Genomic DNA, 14,576 nt, shown 5'->3' on the forward strand with positions numbered 1-14,576 from the left:
TCTATAGCGCCGGGCAGCCGGATAGCGTGCGCTGCGGTCGAAGCGGGCGGCGAGGCTCCCGTTGCGCCGCGCCGCCACCGGGCCGGCGCTCGCCAGTCACTGCACCGCGCGCGTGCCGGCAGAAGCCATATCGGTGCCCGCCGGCCAGACGAATGCCATCCGAGCGGGCGCGCCGGGCCTGACCTGCAGCGTCTGCTTGAGCGTGTTTCCACGCAAGCGAGCCTCCACTTCATAGATGCCGGGGTCGAGCCGCGCCACCATGAACGGACCGGCCGACTCCACGTTGTCGAGCAGCACCGTGCCATGGCTGTCGCGCACGGTCACGCGCACGTCGGAGGCGAACTCGGCGCCCGCGTGGTCCTTGATCGCGAATTCGAAGGTGGCCGGCCAGCGCGGCGCCACCGTCTCCATCAGCTTGGCCTCGTCGCTGCCGATGCCGCCGCTCATGTATTCGATGCCGTGCGTCATGCGGATCGGCGGGTTGACCGTCGCGTGTGCCGAAGAAGAAAGCGCCGCGAGGAGAACGGCGCCGCACAGCATGGCGGCCGCGAGAGGCCGCGCATGCGATGAAATCCGGGGGGTCATGTCTGGGTCCTTTCTTCCTTGTCTGCGTGGCCGGGGAAGGCCACGTGCGCCACTGTGCGGCGCACGGCTTAGGCAAGGCTTAACGAAAAGGTCCAGGCCCGGCCGGGCCGGGAAGGAAAGGGAGGAAGCTCAGCGCGCCGCCGAGGTCTGCGCGAGCGCCTGCGGCATCGGCGGCATCACCGAGGCCATGTCGAAGTTCGACGGCCACATGAACACTGCCCGGGCCGGCACGCCTGCAATCACCGTCAGCGTCTGCGTCATCGTGAGGCCGCCGAGCGTCACGTTCACGTCGTAGGCGCCCGGGTCCAGCCGCGCGAGCATGTAGGGCCCCTGCGACTGCGCCTCCATCACGGGGCGGCCCGTGTACTTCTCACGCACCTGGACCGCCGCGCGCGCGGGGAAACTGCCGCGTTGCGCGCTGTCGTTGATACCGAACTCGATGGTGGCTGCCCAGCGCGGCGAGACCATCTGCATGAAGGCCGCCTCGGCCTTGTTCGTGCCGCCGCACATGTATTCGACGCCCTGCGCCATCTGGATGGGCGGGTTCGAGAACGCATGGGCCGATGTCATCGCCCCGAAGAATGCTGCTGTGCCGCCCAGTACCAATGCAGCCATTGGCTGCCGCAGACGCATAAGGTTCATTGCTTCGAGTCCTCGATCATGGGGTGACGTGAAATCCGTCGAGGATTTTGCTTAGCAAGAGTCGGGCTAGATATAGCGTTTACGAGGAAGGATCTTCGGGGAAGTACTGAACGCTATTGTTTTAATAGCTGGTGACAGACGTGTGACGGGCGTCGGCGCCCTTTCGGAGGCTCCTCCCTATGAAAACCCTGAGAAGCCGCCGCTGTGGGCCCGATTCGACGCGGTGCACGTCATCGGCGCCTACAGAGGTGCACCGTACCGCTCGTTATGAAGAAAGTTCGTACAGCAGAAAGGAGCTTCAAATGACCATTGGATCCAGGATCGAGGCAATCAAGCAGAAGGACGCGCGGCGGCCCGGCTTCCCGGGCGAGCACCTTGCCGTGCTCGGCACAGGTGTCCTGCTGCTGCTGACCGCGGGGCGCAGCCACTCCCTGGCGCGCCGCCTGCTGGCGGGCGCCGCCGGCGGTGCGCTGGTCGGCCGCGCGGCCAGCGGAACCGGCGGGCTGGCACGCGTCGCGCAAATGATGCACGGTGGCCGGGGCGAGCGGAGCGCAGGCAGAGGCCGCGTTCACGTCCACCGGTCCATTTGAGCCAGGCCGCCTATTTGCTGAAAGAGGCGGCTGAACTCCGGGCGGTTCCGCCTGGGCTGCCGCTGATCGGGCGAATGATCGGCGGAATGCCCGGGTGTTTCAGTAGGAGCCCGGCGGCGGCGCGTGCTTGACTCGCCGTGCCGAGGTCATGCAGATGAACCGGGCCCGCGCAGCGCCGAGCCGTGCGCGGCAGGCGCCCACCAAGCCACCGACGGCGGATTTGGCGGTATCTGCGGTGGGCGATTCGCTCGGATAGGAGGGAGACATTCCGCACTTGCGCATCAGCCGGTTCACTTGGTGAATGCGTGCCACCTTGCGCGTCGCAGCGGTGTAGAAGGTCACGCCGATCGAGATCGACAGGCGACCGCCAGGGGTGGCGGCCCGGTCGGCCGTGGATCTCGTCATGTGGGGCGAGGTGCTCGGGAAATAGACGGCATCGCCGGGCTGCGCATCGAATTCCAGCCCGCGCGGCAAGAACGCTTGGTTGAAGCGCACTTTCTGGAGCGACTGCGTGACGATGAAATCCTCCACCGCTTCCGCCGGCACGATGCTGCGGTCGCGGTGGTCCCAGACGTTGAGGATCTTGTGGCCATGCAGCTGCAGCCAGAAGTTGTTCTCGCGATCGATGTGAAAGGGCGTGACGGAAGGCGGCGCAGAGAAGAAAACGAATCCGTTCACCCTGAAGATGTCCGGCTGCTCGCGCTCGACGAGGGAGCGCATCGAATTCACCACCGACATCAGCAGGGCCTGGTAGCGCGGGATGACTTCGATGTTGTAGAAGGCCACCGACGAACCTGGCTCCTCCACGCGCTTGAAGAATTCCGCGATGCTGCGCCCGTCGGGCGGCCGGCTGTCGTGCGCGAGCCTGGACGCGACCGTCCTGTCCGGGTTCATGAACCTGCACTGGTCCAGCTTCGAGAGTTCCATCCCGAGCCTCACGAGTTCGGGCACCTGGAACAGCGGATGCTCGTGGAAGTTGTGGTGCATCGGCGTGATCCTCTGGGTAGAGAAGCTGCCGGGATCGTCCGTCCACACCCGATACGTCGTTTCCGAAGCCCCGACGGAATTCATGCTGGTGACGCACATCGCACCCTCCAGATCGCTTCTGGGCGCCTTTTCCCTCAAACAAGGTCAAGGCAAAGTCCGCGAGCAAAAGTAATACTTTGGAACTCAATTCTGAGATTAACTGCTGACTTTTGCCTGACAAAACAGGGCTTATTGGTGAAAGTACCTATGGGCGACTAAAGGGCTATCGGAGTGGGTTGGCGCGCACGACAGGTTGGCGGGCCGATGGCTCGAAGAAACAAAAAAAGCGCCCAGCATTGCCGGGCGCCCTTTTTTGTTTCACCGACGCTGTCGGGAATTCTTCAGCGATCAGACGTCGATATTCGCCGCCCGCAGCGCGTTCTGCTCGATGAATTCGCGGCGCGGCTCGACCTCGTCGCCCATCAGCATCGTGAACACGCGGTCGGCTTCGATCGCGTCGTCGATCTGCACGCGCAGCAGGCGGCGCACGGTCGGGTCCATGGTGGTTTCCCACAGCTGTGCGGGGTTCATTTCGCCCAGGCCCTTGTAGCGCTGGCGCGAGGTGGCGTTCTCGGCCTGGCCGATGAGCCACTTCATGGCGATGCGGAAGTCGGCCACCTTTTCTTCCTTGGCGCGTTCGCCTTCGCCGCGGCGGACGGTGGCGCCTTCGCTGCTCAGGAGGTTGCGGAAGGTGTTGGCGGCTTCGGCGAGCGCGGCGTAGTCGGCGCCGTGCACGAAGTCCTGCGTGAGCACGCTGCTCTTGATGTTGCCGTGGTGGCGGCGGCTGATGCGCAGCAGCGGCTTGTCGGTGCGGGCGTCGAATTCGCTGCTTACCTCGGCCGGCACGCCGGTGGTGTTGAGCTCGCGCAGCTTGGCCTGCAGCGCCACGGCCGAGGCTTCAGCCGCGGGCGTGGTGTCGAGGTCGAGCGCCACGCCGTCGGCAATGGCGCGCAGGGCCTCGGCATCCATGAAGTTGCGCAGCCGCGCGATCACGGCTTCGGCCAGCTGGTGCTTGCGCGCGAGCTCGGCCAGCGTGTCGCCGGAGAGGGTGGTCGAGTTGGGGCCGCCGGTCTCGATGCTCGCGTCCTTCAGCGCCACCTTGAGCAGGAAGGCGTCCAGCGCGGGGCCGTCCTTCAGGTACTGCTCTTCCTTGCCGACCTTCACCTTGTACAGCGGCGGCTGCGCGATGTAGATGTGGCCGCGCTCGACCAGCTCCGGCATCTGCCGGTAGAAGAAGGTGAGCAGCAGCGTGCGGATGTGGGCGCCGTCGACGTCGGCGTCGGTCATGATGATGATGCGGTGGTAGCGCAGCTTGGCAACGTTGAAGTCGTCCGCCCCGCCGCCCGCGCTGGTGGCGCCGGCACGGCCGATGCCGGTGCCCAGCGCCGTGATCATGGTGAGGATTTCGTTGCTGGTGAGCAGCTTCTCGTAGCGCGCCTTTTCCACGTTCAGGATCTTGCCGCGCAGCGGCAGGATGGCCTGGAACTTCCGGTCGCGGCCCTGCTTGGCGGAGCCGCCGGCGGAGTCGCCCTCCACCAGGTAGACCTCGCACAGCGCGGGATCCTTTTCCTGGCAGTCGGCCAGCTTGCCGGGCAGGCCCATGCCGTCGAGCACGCCCTTGCGGCGCGTCATCTCGCGGGCCTTGCGCGCAGCCTCGCGGGCGCGGGCGGCCTCGACGATCTTGCCGCAGATGATCTTGGCGTCGTTCGGGCGTTCCTGCAGGTAGTCGGTCAGGAGGCGCCCGACGATGTCTTCCACCGGCGCGCGCACTTCGCTGGACACCAGCTTGTCCTTGGTCTGGCTCGAGAACTTGGGCTCGGGCACCTTCACGCTCAGCACGCAGCACAGGCCTTCGCGCATGTCGTCGCCGGTGACTTCGACCTTGGCCTTCTTGGCGAACTCGTTCTCTTCGATGTACTTGTTGATGACGCGGGTCATCGCGGCGCGCAGGCCCGTGAGGTGGGTGCCGCCGTCACGCTGCGGGATGTTGTTGGTGAAGCACAGCACCTGCTCGTTGTAGCCGCTGTTCCACTGCATCGCCACTTCGACGCCGATGTGCGTGCCCGGGATGCCGCCGTAGGTGTCGGCCGGCTTCTCGCCCATTGCGTAGAACACGTTGGGGTGCAGGACGGTCTTGCCCTTGTTGATGAAATCGACAAAGCCCTTGACGCCGCCGGCGCCCGAGAAGTCGTCTTCCTTGCCGCTGCGCTCGTCCTTCAGGCGGATGCGCACGCCGTTGTTCAGGAAGCTCAGCTCGCGCAGCCGCTTGGAGAGGATTTCGTAGTGGAAATCGGCGTTCTCCTTGAAGATCTCGGTGTCGGGCAGGAAGTGGACTTCGGTGCCGCGCTTGTCGGTCTCCCCGATGATCCGCATCGGCGACACCTCGACGCCGTTCACGGTCTCGATCAGGCGGTTCTGCACGAAGCCGCGGCTGAATTCGAGCTCGTGGATCTTGCCTTCGCGCCGCACCACCAGGCGCAGCATCACGCTCAGCGCGTTCACGCAGCTCACGCCCACGCCGTGCAGGCCGCCCGACACCTTGTAGCTGTTCTGGTTGAACTTGCCGCCCGCGTGCAGCTCGGTGAGCGCGATTTCGGAGGCCGAGCGCTTGGGCTCGTGCTTGTCGTCCATCTTCACGCCCGTGGGAATGCCGCGGCCGTTGTCGGTGACGGAGATCGAGTTGTCGGTGTGGATGGTCACGACGATGTCGTCGCAGTGGCCGGCCAGCGCCTCGTCGATGGAGTTGTCGACCACCTCGAACACCAGGTGGTGCAGGCCCGTGCCGTCGGAGGTGTCGCCGATGTACATGCCGGGGCGCTTGCGCACCGCCTCGAGCCCTTCGAGGATCGTGATCGAGCCTTCGCCGTAGCTGGTGTCGGCGGGCGTGATCTCGATCGGTACCGCACTCTCGATCTCGGGCGTGTAGACCGGCTCGGTGTGGGGTACTTCGGGCTTGTTCTCTTCTGCACTCATTCGGATATTCCTCTATCTCTCACGGCATTCACGGGATTTCTCGGGCTCTCGGAGCCGGTTTTTCCTGCCTCTTGAAAGCGCAAACCCGCGGAGGGCCGCGGGCTGTCTGCGCAAGGCGCTGTGTTTTCTGGCTTCTAGATTCGCATCGGCATCACGACGTACTTGAAGGATGCGTTCTCGGGGATGGTCAAAAGGGCCGAGCTGTTGGAGTCGGCCAGGTCCAGCTTGACCATGTCCTGGTCCATGTTGGACAGCGCGTCGATCAGGTAGGTCACGTTGAAGCCGATCTCGATGGCGTCGCCGCCGTAGTCGATGTCGAGTTCATCCTGCGCCTCTTCCTGCTCGGCGTTGTTCGACGCGATGCGCAGCGTGCCGGGCTCGATGTTCAGGCGCACGCCCTTGAACTTCTCGCTCGTCAGGATGGCGGTGCGCTGCAGGCTGGCCAGAAGCGGCGCGCGGCCGAGCGTGACGCTGTTCTTGTGGTTCTTGGGGATCACGCGGTTGTAGTCGGGGAACTTGCCCTCGACCAGCTTGGTGACGAACTCCATGCCGCCGAAGCTGAACTTGGCCTGGTTGTTCGCAAACTGCATCTCGATGGCGCCTTCGGCGTCCGACAGCAGGCGCTGCATCTCGAGCACGGTCTTGCGCGGAAGAATGACTTCCTGGCGCGGCACCTCGACGTCGAGCGTGGCCGACGAGAACGCCAGGCGGTGGCCGTCGGTGGCCACCAGGCTCAGCTGCTTGCCTTCGGCCACGAACAGGATGCCGTTCAGGTAGTAGCGGATGTCGTGCACGGCCATGGCAAAGGAAACCTGCGAGAGCAGGTCCTTCAGCGTCTTTTGCGGCACGCTGAACACCGGGCCGAAGTTGGCGGCTTCCTGCACCAGCGGAAAGTCCTCGGCCGGCAGCGACTGCAGCGTGAAGCGGCTCTTGCCGCCCTTGAGCACCAGCTTGCTCGCGCTCGATTCGAGGCTCACGGTCTGGTCGGCCGGCATGGTGCGCAGGATGTCGATCAGCTTGCGCGCGCCGATGGTGGTGGTGAAGTTGCCTTCATCGCCGCCGAGCTCGGCCGTGGTGCGGATCTGGATCTCGAGGTCGCTGGTGGTCAGCTGCAGCTGGCCGCCGGTCTTGCGGATCAGCACGTTGGCCAGGATCGGCAAGGTGTGGCGCCGCTCCACGATGCCAGCCACCGACTGCAGCGCGGCGAGGACCTTGTCTTGGGTTGCCTTCAAAACGATCATGTCTTCTTCCTCTTCTCTTATCTCTTTGAATCCGCCATTGAGACGCCATTCTCCGCTGTTGCGAGGGGAATGCCTGGCGACATCCGGGATCAGCCCTTGAGCGTCTGCTCGAGCACGTGCAGCTGCTGGTTGAGCTCGGTGAGCTGCTGGCGCTCGCCCGAGATCTTGCGCACCGCGTGCAGCACCGTCGTGTGGTCGCGCCCGCCGAACAGCTCGCCGATTTCGGGCAGGCTCTTCTGCGTGAGCTCCTTGGCCAGGTACATCGCGATCTGCCGCGGCCGCGCAATGCTGGCCGGGCGCTTCTTGCTGTACATGTCGGCGACCTTGATCTTGTAGTAGTCGGCCACCGTCTTCTGGATATTTTCGACCGAGATCTGCCGATTCTGGATCGACAGCAGGTCGCGCAGCGCCTCGCGCGCCAGGGCGATCGAGATCTCCTTCTGGTTGAAGCGCGAGTAGGCCAGGATCTTGCGCAGCGCCCCTTCGAGCTCGCGCACGTTGGAGCGCACGTTCTTGGCCACGAAGAAGGCCACTTCTTCCGGCATTTCGGCCGATTCGGCGCGCGCCTTGTTGATCAGGATGGCCACGCGCATTTCGAGCTCGGGCGGCTCGATGGCCACCGTGAGGCCCGAATCGAAGCGCGAGACCAGCCGCTCGTGGATGTCGGCCAGGCCCTTGGGATAGGTGTCGCTGGTCATCACGATGTGCGACTTCTTGGCCAGCAGGGCCTCGAACGCATTGAAGAATTCTTCCTGCGTGCGGTCCTTGTTGGCGAAGAACTGCACATCGTCGATCAGGAGCAGGTCGAGCGAGTGGTAGCGCTCCTTGAACTCGTCGAAAGTCTTGCGCTGATAGGCTTTGACCACATCCGAGACGAACTGCTCGGCATGGATGTAGAGAACTTTGGAATCCGGGCGGTCGGCCAGCAGCCGGTTGCCCACCGCGTGCATCAGGTGGGTCTTGCCCAGGCCGACGCCGCCGTAGATGAACAGCGGGTTGTACAGGTGGCCCGGCATGCCGGCCACGTGCATGGCGGCGGCGCGCGCCATGCGGTTGGCCGTGCCCTCCACCAGGGTGTCGAAGGTGAGGCCCGAATTCAGCCGGTTCTTGAAGCCGGCGTTGGCGGGCTCCTCGCCCGGGCCGGCCACGTCACGCGGCACGTCGGTTTCGGCCAGCACGGCAACCGGGGCAGAGCGCACGGGCGCTTCTCGCGGAGCAAGCGCTAACTCAACCGCGACCGGCTGGCCGTACATCTTCTCGGCCATGGCGGCGATCTTGCCGGCGTACTGGGCCCGGATCCAGTCGAGCTTGAAGCGGTTGGCAACGAACACCGTCATGCGCGAAAGGTCGTCCGCGACCTGCGCTGTCAGGGGCTTGATCCAGGTGTTGAACTGCTGCTCGGACAGCTCCTGCGCGAGCTGGTCGACGCAGGCCTGCCAGAGGCTTTCGCCGATGCCGTCAGTGGACATGGGCGCTTGAAAAAATGGTGAAACCCTCGGGCATTTTTTGGTATATGTATTGTGGATATTCTCTGCTGAAGGCGCCTCGCATTCTAACTTGTCAAAACCTTATCCACACGCCGCCGGCGGCGGCGAAAGGCCCGCAAATCCAGTCGAAGATTGTTCAGGGGCCGAATGTTTGCGATAATTGCGGGTTTCCCTGAAAACCTCATTGCGTCTTTCGGGGGCCAATCCGAAACACGCTCTCCGGCGCCCGCGGCTTTTTCGCCTGCGGAAACAGGGAATCAGGAACCATCATGAAACGCACATACCAAGCATCCAAAGTCCGCCGCGCCCGTACCCACGGCTTTCTGGTCCGCATGAAGACCCGCGGCGGCCGTGCCGTCATCAACGCACGCCGCGCCAAGGGCCGCAAGCGCCTGGCCGTCTGACGGCAGCCCGCCTGCCGTTGCCAGCAGCCGAACCGCCAGCGCCAGCTCCTGCAGCCAGCGCTTCTGGCCCGACCCGTAACGGCGGACTCGGCTCGGTTTCCATGCAGCGGCTCAAGACCCGCGCGCAATTCCAGGCCGTCCTCGCAGGTGCCACCGTGGCGCGCACTGCTCATTTCGCATTGCATCGCTGTGCGCTCGATCTTTCGTCGAGCGCACAGCCGCTGTTCGCGTCCGACGATGTCTGGCTGGGCGCCATGGTGCCCAAGCGCTGGGCGCGCCGTGCGGTCACGCGCAATGCCATCAAGCGCCAGATCTACACCGTGAGCGCTGCGCCCGACACCGGCCTGCCGCGTGCTGCGCACGTGGTGCGCCTGCGCGCGGGTTTCGACCGCAAGGAGTTCGTGAGCGCCTCTTCGGACAAGCTCAAGGCGGCCGTTCGGGCCGAGCTCCAGCAGCTGCTGGCGCGCGCCGCGCGTGCGCCGGCGGCTCCGGCCGCGCCCTCTTCTCCCTCTTCCTCCTCCACATGAAACGCCTGCTGATCGGCCTCGTGAAGGGCTATCGCCTGCTGCTGAGCCCCTGGCTCGGCCAGTCGTGCCGCTTCACGCCGACCTGCTCGGTGTATTCGATCGAGGCGCTGGAAGTGCACGGCGCGCTCAAGGGCAGCTATCTCACGCTGCACCGCATCGCGCGCTGCCAGCCCTGGTGCCAGGGCGGGCACGATCCGGTTCCTCCGGCATCACAGTGTCGTACTGACAAGTCAGGCTCACTGTTTTCGTCTCTCCTCTCCTCCGACAAGAAGTCTTCGTCATGAACGATATCCGCCGCACGATCCTGTGGGTGATTTTTGGTTTCTCGCTGGTGCTGCTGTGGGACCAATGGCAGGTCTTCAACGGCAACAAGCCGACCTTCCTGCCCTCGAGCAAGCCGGCCGCCGTGGCCTCCGCTCCGGCGGGCGCCGCCGCACCCGCTGCCGGCAACGGCGTGCCCAGCGCGTCCGCCGCCACGGGCAGCGCCGGCGCCGTGCCCACGCAGGCCGCCGCGGCCGCGCCGCGCGAGCAGGTCAACGTGACCACCGACCTGTTCAAGGCGGTGATCGACAGCGAAGGCGCCACGGTCAACTACCTCGAACTGCTCAAGTACGACGAGGCCGACCGCACCAAGCACGTCGTGCTGTTCGAGAACGCCTCGCCGGCCACCCGCTACGTGGCGCAGACCGGCCTGCTGAACCCGGTCGATTCGGGCGAGCGCTTCCCCAACCACCTGACGCCGATGGCGCCCAAGGCCGGTCCGCGCGAAATGCCCGAAGGCCAGAACACGCTGGAAGTGAGCTTCGAAAGCGCGCCGGTCGGCGGCCTGAAATACGTCAAGACCTACGTCTTCAAGCGCGGCGACTACGCCATCGGCGTGCGCCATGAAGTCGTCAACGTGAGCGACCAGCCGCGCGATGCGCAGCTCTACATGCAGCTGCTGCGCCACGGCACCGTGGCCGCCGGCACCATGTTCGGCACCAACACCTTCACCGGCCCGGCCGCCTACACCAACGAGAAGAAGTTCCACAAGCTCGACTTCAAGGACATTGCCAAGGGCAAGATCGAGCCGCCGCCGCCCGCCAACGACGGCTGGATCGCGATGGTGCAGCATTACTTCGCGTCGGCCTGGCTGCTCAAGGGCGACCCGGCCAGCGAACAGCTGCGCCGCGAGTTCCGCGTGAAGGACCTGGGCGACAACCTCTACACCGTCGCCATGGTGGCGACGCTGCCGAAGATCGCTCCGGGCGCCACGCAGGTCGTGAACAGCGCGCTGTTCGCCGGCCCCGAGGAAGAAAAGAAGCTCGAAGCCATCGCCCCTGGCCTGGACCTGGTCAAGGACTACGGCATCTTCGCGATCATCTCCAAGCCGCTGTACTGGCTGCTCACGCAGCTGCACGGCATCCTGGGCAACTGGGGCTGGGCCATCGTGGCGCTGGTGGTGCTGCTGAAGGCGGCCTTCTACTGGCTCAATGCCAAGGCCTACGCAAGCATGGCCAAGATGAAGGCCATCAACCCCAAGATCATGGAAATGCGCGAGCGGCTGAAGGACAAGCCGCAGGAAATGCAGCAGGAAATGATGCGGATCTACAAGACCGAGAAGGTCAATCCGATGGGCGGCTGCTTCCCGATCGTGATCCAGATCCCGGTGTTCATCGCGCTCTACTGGGTGCTGCTGTCGTCGGTCGAAATGCGCCACGCGCCGTGGATTGGCTGGATCACCGACCTGTCGGCACCGGACCCCTGGTACATCCTGCCGGTCGTGATGACGCTCACCTCGCTGTTCCAGACCTGGCTCAACCCGACGCCGCCCGATCCGATGCAGGCCAAGCTGATGTGGATCATGCCGCTCGCGTTCAGCGTGATGTTCATCTTCTTCCCGGCCGGCCTGGTGCTGTACTGGATCACCAACAACGTGCTGTCGATCGCGCAGCAGTGGTTCATCAACAAGCGGCTGGGCGTGCTGGGCACCAAGTAGCCCGCCCGCGCTCCGAACCATCCCCGAAGGGCCGCGTCAGCGGCCCTTTTTGCTGAAAGAATCCGCACCATGCTCGCCCGCACCACCGATCCCATCGTCGCCATCGCCACCGCCTCGGGGCGCGGGGCGGTCGGCATCGTGCGGGTGTCTGGCGCCCGGCTCGCGCCGCTGGTCGACGCGCTCTGCGGCCGGCCGCTCAAGCCGCGCGAAGCCACCTACCTTCCCTTTCGCGATGCGGCCGGCGAGCCGGTCGACCACGGCCTGGCCATCCACTTTCCCTCGCCCCATTCGTTCACGGGCGAAGACGTGCTCGAACTGCAGGCCCATGGCGGAACGGTCGTGCTGCAGCTGCTGCTGGCGCGCTGCCTCGAAGCCGCCGCCGAGGCCGATCCGGTCACCGGCCGGCCGCGCCTGCCTGGCCTGCGCGTGGCCGAGCCGGGCGAGTTCAGCCAGCGCGCCTTTCTCAACGGCAAGATCGACCTCGCCCAGGCCGAAGCCATTGCCGACCTGATCGACGCCAGCACCGAGGCGGCCGCGCGCAGCGCCGGGCGTTCGCTGTCGGGTGCCTTTTCGCGCGAGATCCACGCGCTGCGCGATGCGCTGATCCACCTGCGCATGCTGGTGGAGGCGACGCTCGACTTTCCGGAAGAGGAAATCGACTTTCTCCAGAAGGCCGATGCGACGGGGCAGCTGGCGAAGCTGCAGGCGCAGCTCGCGGCAGTTCAGCAGCGCGCCAAACAAGGTGCGCTGCTGCGCGAAGGCATCAAGGTGGTCATTGCGGGCCAGCCCAATGCGGGCAAGAGTTCGCTGCTCAATGCGCTGGCCGGCGCCGAGCTGGCCATCGTGAGCGCGGTGGCGGGCACGACGCGCGACGTGGTGTCCGAGACCATCCAGATCCACGGCGTGCCGCTGCACGTGGTGGACACGGCCGGCCTGCGCGAAAGCAGCGACGAGGTCGAACAGATCGGCGTGGCCCGCGCCTGGGGCCAGATCGAGGGCGCCGATGCCGTGCTGTTCCTGCACGACCTGACACGCACCGGCCAGCCCGAGTACGCCGCCGCCGACGCCGAGATCCTGCGCGTGCTGCAACACAAGCTGCCCGCGAGCGTGCCGGTGCTCGATGTCTGGAACAAGCAGGACGCCGCGCCAATGCCGGAGACGGCGGGTGCGGCCCAAGGCATCGCCCTGTCCGCCAAGACCGGCCTCGGCATCGAGGCGCTGCGCGAACAGCTGCTGGCCATGGCCGGCTGGCAGGCCGTGCCCGAGGGCGTCTACCTGGCGCGGGCGCGCCATGTGCAGGCGCTGGGCCAGGTGGAAACGCACCTGGCGCTGGCCGCGAGCCATCTGGCGGCGCAGGCGCAACTGCTCGACCTGCTGGCCGAGGAGCTTCGCCTTGCGCAGAACGCACTGAACGAAATCACCGGCGAATTCGGCGCCGACGACCTGCTGGGCGTCATCTTTTCTCGCTTCTGTATCGGCAAATAGCGACAGCTCGCCCGAAAAACGTAAAGAGTTGTAGCCGAAAACCGCGCCCTTCGCGGATACTCCGGCACAGATGCGGGGGTTGAGAAAAGCATGTCCATCCAGAACCTGAGCCGCGCAATCGCGGACAACAACAGCAGCAGCGACGCCTTCGCGTTGACGCTCAACGTACAGCAGTGGGAAACGCTGGCGGGCTACCTGCAGCCCATCGACACCGGCGTGGGGGACGTTCTCATCGAGCAGGGCACGCACGACCGGTCGGTGTACTTCCTCGAGAGCGGCGCCATCAGCGTGCACCGCGTGAGCAGCAAGGAACAGATGAAGCTGGCCGTGCTCATGCCCGGATCGGTGGTGGGCGAAGGCTCCTTCTTCTCGCGCCAGCCGCACTCCGCCAACGTGGTGGTCACCGGCGCGGGCCGCGTGTGGCGCCTCACGGCAATCCGTTTCGCGGAAATGTCGAACCGGCAGCCCAACCTGGCCCTGGAGATTGCCATGGGGCTCGGCGCGGTGATCGCCAAGCGCATGGCACACCGCTCCAAGCGCGTTGCGGTGACCTGAGCACCGGCCTGCCGCTTCGCGCCTCGAATTCGGCCCTCGACGGCTCTTCGCCGCCAGTTTTTTCTGAAATCGTTTTTCCCTAGAAGTCCGTCGTCATGGCCTTGATCTGTCCGGTGTGCAGCGCGGAGAACCGCGCCGGCGCCAATTTCTGCCGCGGCTGCGGCGGCAAGCTGGCCCCTGCGGCACCCGCGCCGATGGCGCCGCCTCCGCCGCCCGGCAGCAGATCGGAGCGCGAGTGGGCCGCCACGGCACCCGCGCAACTGCGTGCGCCCACCATTCCGGGCGGGCTGTTCGAAGCCGGTGCCTACGCGGCTTCCGCTACCTCTTCCGCGAGCGCGAGCCTGCCGGACGAGGACAAGACCGTCATCGTTGCGCCGGGGTCTTCCGGGCGGCTGCCTTCGCGGCCGCGGGAGGGCCGTGCGAGGAAGAAATCTTCTTCTGCTTCTTCTTCCGGGAGCAGGACGCGGCGGCCCGTCGGCGCCGAAGCGCAGAAGAAGCCGCCTCGCTCCCGCGGCATGTGGCTGTGGGGGGCGCTGCTGGCGGTGGGCCTGCTCATGATCGCCGCCGGCTGGTACGGCTACGGGACCGGCAAGCCGTCCGAAGAGACGCCGGCTGCTGCTGCAGCAGCGCCTGCCGCGCCGCCCGCACCACCTGTCCCGTTGCCCGAGCCGGCCGCTGCGGCGCTGCCGGAACCTCCAGCCGCCGAAGCGCCGGCCGCGGAGACGGCCGCACCAGCTGCGGCAAGCGACACGCCGGCGGCAGCCAATAACAAGCCGCCAGCCGCCACCGCCAAGTCCCGCAAGCCGGCACCGGCGGCACCCTTGCAGGCCGGCGCGATGGCCGATCCCGCACCGGCTCCCGCCGCCGCGCCGCCTGCATCGCCGGCCGCGCCAGCGCCCACCGATCCCCAGGCCCTCTGCGGCGACCGGAACTTCATCGCGAAGGCCCAGTGCATGGCCGCGCAGTGCCTCAAGCCCGAATACAAGCCGCATGCGCAGTGCGAAGCCGTGCGCCGGCAGCAGCGCATCGAGGAAGAAAAGCGCAACCCCACCCTGGTGAACTGAGCGCGCGCTGCGGCGCAGA

General features: G+C 66.0%; 14 protein-coding genes. 8 read left to right on the forward strand and 6 right to left on the reverse strand.

Features of this window, described 5'->3' with window-relative positions; translation table 11 throughout:
- Positions 1-96: 96 nt before the first annotated feature.
- Both AC1DSC_RS03955 and AC1DSC_RS03960 read right to left on the reverse strand, forming a co-directional pair.
- Positions 97-585 (reverse strand): hypothetical protein, encoded by a 489-nt coding sequence (locus AC1DSC_RS03955; protein ID WP_436287025.1) that lies wholly within the window; start codon positions 583-585, stop codon positions 97-99.
- A 129-nt stretch (positions 586-714) separates the two neighbouring features.
- Positions 715-1,227, reverse strand: a complete 513-nt coding sequence (locus tag AC1DSC_RS03960; protein ID WP_012745171.1) for a hypothetical protein — start codon at positions 1,225-1,227, stop codon at positions 715-717.
- 302 nt (positions 1,228-1,529) lie between these two features.
- Between AC1DSC_RS03960 and AC1DSC_RS03965 the strand changes: the two genes are divergently transcribed.
- Positions 1,530-1,817 carry a hypothetical protein gene (locus tag AC1DSC_RS03965; protein WP_012745170.1) on the forward strand — a complete coding sequence of 96 codons (288 nt, stop codon included), beginning with the start codon at positions 1,530-1,532 and terminating at the stop codon, positions 1,815-1,817.
- 99 nt (positions 1,818-1,916) lie between these two features.
- Here AC1DSC_RS03965 and AC1DSC_RS03970 read toward each other — a convergent pair whose 3' ends face one another.
- The 4 genes from AC1DSC_RS03970 to dnaA all read right to left on the reverse strand — a co-directional run bounded on the left by AC1DSC_RS03970 (position 1,917) and on the right by dnaA (position 8,526).
- Positions 1,917-2,903, reverse strand: a complete 987-nt coding sequence (locus tag AC1DSC_RS03970; RefSeq protein ID WP_436041807.1) for a JmjC domain-containing protein — start codon at positions 2,901-2,903, stop codon at positions 1,917-1,919.
- A gap of 288 nt (positions 2,904-3,191) precedes the next feature.
- Positions 3,192-5,816 carry a DNA topoisomerase (ATP-hydrolyzing) subunit B gene (gyrB, locus tag AC1DSC_RS03975; protein WP_012745168.1) on the reverse strand — a complete coding sequence of 875 codons (2,625 nt, stop codon included), beginning with the start codon at positions 5,814-5,816 and terminating at the stop codon, positions 3,192-3,194.
- A gap of 134 nt (positions 5,817-5,950) precedes the next feature.
- Positions 5,951-7,057 carry a DNA polymerase III subunit beta gene (gene dnaN, locus AC1DSC_RS03980; RefSeq protein ID WP_012745167.1) on the reverse strand — a complete coding sequence of 369 codons (1,107 nt, stop codon included), beginning with the start codon at positions 7,055-7,057 and terminating at the stop codon, positions 5,951-5,953.
- Between the two features lie 89 nt (positions 7,058-7,146).
- Positions 7,147-8,526 carry a chromosomal replication initiator protein DnaA gene (gene dnaA, locus AC1DSC_RS03985; RefSeq protein WP_012745166.1) on the reverse strand — a complete coding sequence of 460 codons (1,380 nt, stop codon included), beginning with the start codon at positions 8,524-8,526 and terminating at the stop codon, positions 7,147-7,149.
- Between the two features lie 287 nt (positions 8,527-8,813).
- On the opposite strand from dnaA, the gene rpmH reads away from it, so the two are divergent.
- The 7 genes from rpmH (at position 8,814) to AC1DSC_RS04020 (ending at position 14,557) form a co-directional block, all read left to right on the forward strand.
- Positions 8,814-8,948 carry a 50S ribosomal protein L34 gene (gene rpmH, locus AC1DSC_RS03990; protein ID WP_007834827.1) on the forward strand — a complete coding sequence of 45 codons (135 nt, stop codon included), beginning with the start codon at positions 8,814-8,816 and terminating at the stop codon, positions 8,946-8,948.
- 101 nt (positions 8,949-9,049) lie between these two features.
- The gene (locus AC1DSC_RS03995; RefSeq protein ID WP_018903417.1) at positions 9,050-9,475 is read left to right on the forward strand and encodes a ribonuclease P protein component; all 426 of its coding nucleotides are present in this window, start codon (positions 9,050-9,052) and stop codon (positions 9,473-9,475) included.
- Entirely contained in the window at positions 9,472-9,759 is a 288-nt protein-coding gene (gene yidD, locus AC1DSC_RS04000; protein WP_015868039.1) for a membrane protein insertion efficiency factor YidD, read from the forward strand. Before AC1DSC_RS03995 ends, yidD begins: the two co-directional genes overlap by 4 nt.
- The gene (gene yidC / locus AC1DSC_RS04005; RefSeq protein WP_062363864.1) at positions 9,756-11,453 is read left to right on the forward strand and encodes a membrane protein insertase YidC; all 1,698 of its coding nucleotides are present in this window, start codon (positions 9,756-9,758) and stop codon (positions 11,451-11,453) included. Before yidD ends, yidC begins: the two co-directional genes overlap by 4 nt.
- A gap of 69 nt (positions 11,454-11,522) precedes the next feature.
- A complete protein-coding gene (gene mnmE / locus AC1DSC_RS04010; protein ID WP_015868037.1) occupies positions 11,523-12,938 on the forward strand; it encodes a tRNA uridine-5-carboxymethylaminomethyl(34) synthesis GTPase MnmE in 1,416 nt (471 codons plus the stop codon).
- Positions 12,939-13,028: 90 nt separating this feature from the next.
- Positions 13,029-13,493 carry a Crp/Fnr family transcriptional regulator gene (locus AC1DSC_RS04015; protein WP_015868036.1) on the forward strand — a complete coding sequence of 155 codons (465 nt, stop codon included), beginning with the start codon at positions 13,029-13,031 and terminating at the stop codon, positions 13,491-13,493.
- A gap of 95 nt (positions 13,494-13,588) precedes the next feature.
- Positions 13,589-14,557 (forward strand): hypothetical protein, encoded by a 969-nt coding sequence (locus AC1DSC_RS04020; RefSeq protein WP_436288281.1) that lies wholly within the window; start codon positions 13,589-13,591, stop codon positions 14,555-14,557.
- Positions 14,558-14,576: the final 19 nt, after the last annotated feature.

This window comes from Variovorax sp. 01N425 (genome assembly GCF_056399465.1).